The 4598-nt window shown below is 73.2% G+C and carries 5 protein-coding genes; 4 read left to right on the top strand and 1 reads right to left on the bottom strand.

Annotation, left to right across the window (positions count from 1 at the left end):
- The 3 genes from ACW0Q9_RS29240 to sucD form a co-directional block, all read left to right on the top strand.
- A partial coding sequence (locus ACW0Q9_RS29240; protein WP_456186785.1) for a hypothetical protein occupies positions 1 to 668 on the top strand: 668 nt, incomplete at its 5' end.
- Between the two features lie 186 nt (positions 669 to 854).
- Positions 855 to 2033 (top strand): ADP-forming succinate--CoA ligase subunit beta, encoded by a 1179-nt coding sequence (gene sucC / locus ACW0Q9_RS29245; RefSeq protein WP_456186787.1) that lies wholly within the window; start codon positions 855 to 857, stop codon positions 2031 to 2033.
- A 2-nt stretch (positions 2034 to 2035) separates the two neighbouring features.
- On the top strand, positions 2036 to 2923 hold the full coding sequence (sucD, locus tag ACW0Q9_RS29250) for a succinate--CoA ligase subunit alpha (protein WP_456186789.1): 888 nt from the start codon (positions 2036 to 2038) through the stop codon (positions 2921 to 2923).
- A 58-nt stretch (positions 2924 to 2981) separates the two neighbouring features.
- Here sucD and ACW0Q9_RS29255 read toward each other — a convergent pair whose 3' ends face one another.
- Positions 2982 to 3251, bottom strand: a complete 270-nt coding sequence (locus tag ACW0Q9_RS29255) for a DUF4190 domain-containing protein (RefSeq protein ID WP_456186791.1) — start codon at positions 3249 to 3251, stop codon at positions 2982 to 2984.
- Between the two features lie 159 nt (positions 3252 to 3410).
- On the opposite strand from ACW0Q9_RS29255, the gene ACW0Q9_RS29260 reads away from it, so the two are divergent.
- A partial coding sequence (locus ACW0Q9_RS29260) for a cell division protein PerM (RefSeq protein WP_456186793.1) occupies positions 3411 to 4598 on the top strand: 1188 nt, incomplete at its 3' end.

A 4598-nucleotide genomic window follows, 5' to 3' on the forward strand; every position in this document is an offset into this window, starting at 1 on the left:
CCGGAAGGTGGCCGCCCGATGACCACGATCAGCGCGGAGCCCCGCACCAGCAGCCCCCCGGCTGGCCGGCCGCGCCGCAGACGTATTACCCCGGTCCGGTCCAGCCGCCGGCCACCCCGACCGCGAAGCGGATCCCGGAGGACCTGCCGTTCGTGGTCCGGCCGAGCCTGGGCAAGCGGGCGCTGACCCTCGGGTTGGTGACGCTGGTGGTCGGGCTGGTGATCGCCTGTCCGATCGGCCTGGCCGCGTCCTCCGAGAGCGGCGGCGCCGGACTGCTCTTCATCGTTCCGGTGGTGATGCTCGTCTTCGCCGTGCCGGTCGGCCTCCAGCTCTGGCTGGTCTCCTCCGGCGGCCCGGTGCTCGCGCTGGGGCCGGCGGGCCTGTGGATCAAGACGCGGCCGACCCGGGGGCAGGCGATCTGGCTGCCGTGGGAGGCGATCGAGCGGATCTACCCGCGGCGCTGGGGGCTGGAGAAGATGCTCTGCGTGAAGCCGCGTGACCCGCGCGTCGGCAGCGGGCTGGGTGCGTTCACGGCGCTCGACTCCGGGATGCAGCAGGCCTTCTTCGGCACCGGCTTCACCGCCACGCTCAATCACGCCGACCGGAGCGAGGACGAGATCATGCGAGCCGTCGTCGGGTACGCGGCCGGTCGCTGTCGGGTGGGCTGACCCCGGCGCGACGCAGAGGTGGCTGTGCATTACCGCACACCGTGCACCCGCTCGGTTGCCGCCGGTTCCCATCTCGTTAGGCTGCGGCAAATGGCCTGTCTCATCTGATGACAGGCGTCAAACTGATTTTCCAACGCTGGTGGCGGCGCGACGGCGCGCCGCGGAGACGGGACGGGACGCGCAATCGTGGACCTGTACGAGTACCAGGGGCGGGACCTGTTCGAGCGGCACGGCTTGCCCGTGCTCGCCGGCGGCGTCGCCACTACCCCGGAGGAGGCCCGCGCGATCGCCGAGCGCCTCGGCGGCCGGGTTGTCGTCAAGGCGCAGGTTAAGGTCGGCGGCCGCGGCAAGGCCGGCGGCGTGAAGCTGGCCGAGGGCGCGGAGGAGACGGTGGCCCGGGCCACCGACATCCTCGGCATGGACATCAAGGGTCACACGGTCCACAAGGTCATGATCACGGTGACCGCGGACGTGGCCGAGGAGTACTACTTCTCGTACCTGCTCGACCGGGCGAACCGCACCTTCCTCTGCATCGCCAGCGTGGCCGGCGGCATGGACATCGAGCAGGTCGCCGCCGAGACCCCCGAGAAGGTCGTGAAGGCCCCGATCGACGCCAACACCGGCGTGGACGAGGCGAAGGCGCGGGAGATCGTGAGCGCGGCCGGCTTCCCGGCCGAGGTCGCCGACCAGGTGGTCGAGGTCGCGGTCAAGCTGTGGCAGGCGTTCGTCGCCGAGGACGCCACGCTGGTCGAGGTGAACCCGCTGGCCACGACCAAGGACGGCAAGCTGCTGCTGCTGGACGCCAAGGTCAGCCTGGACGAGAACGCCGCCTTCCGGCACCCGGACCACGAGGCCCTGGTCGACCAGGCGTCGGTGGACCCGCTGGAGCAGGCCGCCAAGGAGAAGGACCTCAACTACGTCAAGCTCGACGGCGAGGTCGGCATCATCGGCAACGGCGCGGGCCTGGTCATGTCCACCCTCGACGTGGTCGCGTACGCCGGTGAGCGGCACGGCGGCGTCAAGCCGGCCAACTTCCTCGACATCGGCGGCGGCGCGAGCGCCGAGGTGATGGCGAACGGCCTGGAGATCGTCCTCTCCGACCCGGCGGTGAAGAGCGTCTTCGTCAACGTCTTCGGCGGCATCACCGCCTGCGACGCGGTCGCCAACGGCATCGTGCAGGCGCTGGCGCTGCTCGAGCAGCGCGGCGAGAAGGCCACCAAGCCGCTCGTCGTCCGCCTCGACGGCAACAACGCCGAGGCCGGTCGGGCGATCCTCGACGGCGCGAACAACCCGCTGATCCAGCGGGTCGACACCATGGACGGCGCGGCCGAGCGGGCCGCCGAGCTGGCAGCTGCGGGGGTCTGACAATGGCTATCTGGCTGACCAAGGACTCCAAGGTCATCGTTCAGGGGATGACCGGTTCCGAGGGTTCCAAGCACACCCGGCGGATGCTCGCCGCCGGCACCAACGTCGTCGGCGGCGTCAACCCGCGCAAGGCGGGCCAGAAGGTCGACTTCGACGGCACCGAGCTGCCGGTCTTCGCGTCCGTCGCGGACGCCATGAAGGAGACCGGGGCGGACGTCACGGTCATCTTCGTGCCGCCGCAGTTCACCAAGGCCGCCGCGGTCGAGGCGATCGACGCCGGCATCGACCTGGCCGTGGTGATCACCGAGGGCGTGCCGGTGCACGACACCGCGGCGCTCTGGGCGTACAACGTGGCCAAGGGTGAGCGGACCCGGATCATCGGCCCGAACTGCCCGGGCATCGCCTCGCCGGGCGCGTCCAACGCCGGCATCATCCCGGCCGACATCACCGGCTCCGGCCGGATCGGCCTGGTCAGCAAGAGCGGCACGCTGACCTACCAGATGATGTACGAGCTGCGCGACATCGGCTTCTCCACCTGCGTCGGCATCGGTGGTGACCCGATCATCGGCACCACCCACATCGACGCCCTGGCCGCCTTCGAGGCGGACCCGGAGACCGAGGCGATCGTCATGATCGGTGAGATCGGCGGCGACGCGGAGGAGCGGGCGGCCGAGTTCATCAAGGCCAACGTCACCAAGCCGGTGGTCGGCTACATCGCCGGCTTCACGGCCCCGCCCGGCAAGACCATGGGCCACGCCGGCGCCATCATCTCCGGCTCGGCGGGCACCGCCGACGCCAAGAAGGCGGCGCTGGAGGCGGTCGGCGTGAAGGTCGGCAAGACCCCGACCGAGACCGCCAAGCTGATGCGGGAGATCATGTCCGGCCGCTGAGCGGTCCCGTGACGTGCCGAGGGGGTCGACCGGGTCCGGTCGGCCCCCTCACGCTTTCCTACCGGTACCAGTAGGGCGAGTAGTAGTTGCCCCGGGCCCGGATGAGCGCGCTGGCGATGAGGTTGATGACGCCGAACGCGATGGCCAGCCAGCCGAGCAGCGGCGACTTGCCGAAGCGCTTCGCGTCCCGGATCGACAGGTAGCCGAAGACGATGCCCAGGATGCCGCAGCAGATCAGGCCCGTGATGATCCCCAGGACGCCCCAGAGAGTCGTCCGGTCCCGACCGGCGGCCGGTGGCGGCGGGGGCGGCGGATACGGAGCGTTCACGGCTTCCTCCGAGCGGTCGGTGCCGCGACAGGAAAGGTCGCGTCCTGGGCCGAGGCTAAACCGGATCGAGGCCCCCGAACCGGTGGATCAGGGAACTCGCCGGGGTCCCGGGGCGGTATCGGACTGCCGTCTCCCGCGCGGCATGCCAGAGTAGAGCCGATGTCACGCGTCACCCCTGACCAGCCCCGCCGCCCCGCCGTCGAGGTCGCCGCCGATGCGCGGCCGACCGACCGTGCCAGGCCGGCGTCGCGGGTGCCCGCCCCCCGGTCGGGAGAGCCGCCGCGCGGCCGGGCCCCGCTGCCCGTCGCCGCCGGGGTGGCGGCCCTCTGGGCCGCCGTGACGTCCTGGCTGCCGGTCACCGTGGTGCTCGGCCTGGCCCAGCTCAGCGAGGACGCCGGCTCGCTTACCGGCGCGCTGCGCGCCGGCCTGGTCGGCTGGCTGCTGGGCCACGGCGTGCCGCTGGAGACCTCCGCCGGGCCGCTCGGCCTGGCGCCGCTCGCCTTGACCGTGCTCGCCGTCTGGCGGCTCACCCGCGCGGGGGTCCACGTCAGCCGGGCCGTCGGCGCCCGGGGCGGTCGCTCGCCCCGGCAGGCGCTCACCGTCGCGGTCGCGGTCGGCATCGGGTACGCGCTGCTCGGCGCCCTCGCCGCGATCGCGGTCGGCGCGGCCGGGCTGCGGGTGTCCCCGGTCCGGGCCGGGCTGACCTTCGCGCTCCTGGGCGGGATCGGCGCCCTGGTCGGCGCGGTGCGGACCACCGGCGTCGGGGTTCTGCTGGCCCGCCGCTGTCCGGCGGGACTGCGCGACGGGGTGCGCACCGGCCTGGTGGCCGTCCTGCTGCTGCTCGGGGCGGGCGCCGGGGCGGCCGGGCTGTCCGTGGCGACCGGGGGCGGCGACGCGGCCGACATGATCGGGGCGTACCGGACCGGGGTGGCCGGTCAGGCCGGCATCACCCTGGTCAGCCTGGCGTACGCGCCGAACGCCACCGTCTGGTCGGCCAGCTACCTGCTCGGACCCGGGTTCGCCGTCGGCACCGACACCGCCGTGCGGACCAGTGAGGTCTCCGTCGGCGCGCTGCCGGCCGTACCTCTGCTGGCCGGCCTGCCGCGCGGCCCGGTGGACGGGCTGGGCGCCGCGCTGCTCGCGGTGCCGGTGCTGGCCGCCATGGCGGCCGGCTGGCTGCTGGCCCGGCGGCTGCTGCGGGTCGCGGCCGAGGACCGCGCGCCGGTCGGATGGTCGGCGTTGCTAGCGCCGGCGGCGCTCGCCGGCCCGGTCGCGGGAGCACTGCTCGGCCTGGCCGCGGTGGCCTCGGGCGGTCCGCTCGGCGGCGGCCGATTGGCCGAGATCGGC

This window comes from Micromonospora sp. I033, from assembly GCF_053890995.1.

Coding starts and splice junctions, on each gene's coding strand:
- sucD (WP_456186789.1), top strand. CDS start 2,036: ATGGCTATCTGGCTGACCAAGGACTCCAAGGTCATCGTTCAGGGGATG.